The sequence below is a fragment of the Marinomonas profundimaris genome, assembly GCF_000508165.1.
Classification (GTDB): Bacteria; Pseudomonadota; Gammaproteobacteria; order Pseudomonadales; family Marinomonadaceae; genus Marinomonas; species Marinomonas profundimaris.
Map to the genome: position 1 here is coordinate 1 of NZ_AYOZ01000041.1, position 1720 is coordinate 1720.

Genomic DNA, 1720 nt, shown 5'->3' on the forward strand with positions numbered 1-1720 from the left:
ACCGGTGCCGCATTCAGTCTTTTTGCGAATGGTGGAGGCTGGCAGCGCTACTTTTTTATCGGAATCGCGGTAGTGGTCTCGATTTTTCTGATCAAGCTGATCCTTGAAAATCGTCATAAAGGAGAAGCCATCGCTTACAGTCTTATCCTCGGTGGCGCCATGGGCAACCTGATTGACCGGGTCTTTCGCGGCTATGTTGTGGATTCCTTTGATTTCTATTGGCGAGACTGGCATTGGCCGGCCTTCAACCTGGCTGATATTGCAATTGTCCTCGGTGCCTTACTTTTAGTTTCCAGCAGCTTGTTGGGTAAAAAAGCAAACACCAATGCCGAGTCGGATGGATCTGACTGACACCTACGCCTATACAACACCATGACCGAACTTCCCGACAACATCCTTCACCTGCCGCAATACCAAGTACTGGGCTGCAAATCAACCGACGACGAAATGCACTTCCAGGTGGACGTGCCCGATCCCATCGCCTGCGAGGAATGCGGCGTGCAGGGTGAGTTCGTACGGTTCGGCAAGCGTGACGTTCCCTATCGTGATCTGCCCATCCACGGCAAGCGGGTCACTCTCTGGGTGGTCCGCCGCCGATACACCTGCCGGGCCTGCAAGACAACATTCAGGCCCCAGCTACCGGAGATGGTGGACGGATTCCGTATGACACTGCGGCTGCATGAGTACGTGGAGAAGGAATCCTTCAACCACCCCTACACCTTTGTGGCGGCACAGACCGGCCTGGACGAGAAGACGGTGCGCGACATCTTCAACGCCCGCGCCGAGTTGCTGGGGCGCTGGCACCGCTTCGAGACGCCCCGCATCCTGGGCATTGACGAGCTATACCTGAACAAGCGCTACCGCTGCATTCTGACCAACATTGAGGAGCGAACCCTGCTCGACCTTCTGGCCACCCGCCGCCAGGACGTGGTGACCAACTACCTGATGAAGCTGAAAGACCGGCAGAAGGTCGAGATCGTCAGCATGGACATGTGGAACCCCTACCGGGCAGCGGTCAAGGCTGTGCTGCCCCAGGCCCGTATCGTGGTCGATAAGTTCCATGTGGTGCGCATGGCCAACGATGCCCTAGAGAGAGTGCGCAAGGGCCTCAGAAAGGAGCTGAAACCGTCCCAGAGCCGGACTCTCAAGGGAGACCGGAAAATCCTGCTGAAACGCGCTCACGAAGTCTCAGACCGGGAGCGCCTCATTATGGAGACCTGGACAGGCGCGTTCCCGCAACTGCTGGCCGCCTACGAGCACAAGGAGCGCTTCTACGGCATCTGGGACGCCACCACACGGCTCCAGGCAGAAGCCGCCCTGGACGAGTGGATAGCCACCATCCCGAAGGGCCAAAAGGAAGTCTGGAGCGATCTGGTCAGGGCAGTGGGAAACTGGCGCGAAGAGACCATGACCTACTTCGAGACGGACATGCCCGTCACCAACGCTTACACGGAGTCCATCAACCGACTGGCCAAGGACAAGAACAGTGAAGGGCGCGGTTACTCCTTCGAGGTGATGCGGGCACGAATGCTCTACACCACGAAGCACAAGAAGAAGGCACCGACTGCGAAGGTCTCTCCTTTCTACAAGAAAACCATCGGTTACGGACTGCCGGACTTCGCAGAGGAACTCAACTACGGAGTCGATCTATCAACCATCTGAGGGTGGTATCAGATTGATGGGGTGAAGGTGCCCCATCAACCATTAAATCCGTATACCC

The 1720-nt window shown here is 57.0% G+C and carries 2 protein-coding genes; both read left to right on the forward strand.

What is annotated here, in order from left to right:
- Window positions 1–351: signal peptidase II (gene lspA, locus D104_RS32215; protein WP_024024785.1), on the forward strand; the 351-nt coding region annotated here is incomplete at its 5' end.
- A gap of 21 nt (window positions 352–372) precedes the next feature.
- A complete protein-coding gene (locus D104_RS32220; protein WP_024024786.1) occupies window positions 373–1662 on the forward strand; it encodes an ISL3-like element ISPpu12 family transposase in 1290 nt (429 codons plus the stop codon).
- The last annotated feature ends 58 nt before the right edge of the window (window positions 1663–1720 follow it).

Excerpts from the sequence above, each read along its gene's own strand:
- D104_RS32220 (WP_024024786.1), top strand. The coding sequence starts at position 373 with ATGACCGAACTTCCCGACAACATCCTTCACCTGCCGCAATACCAAGTA.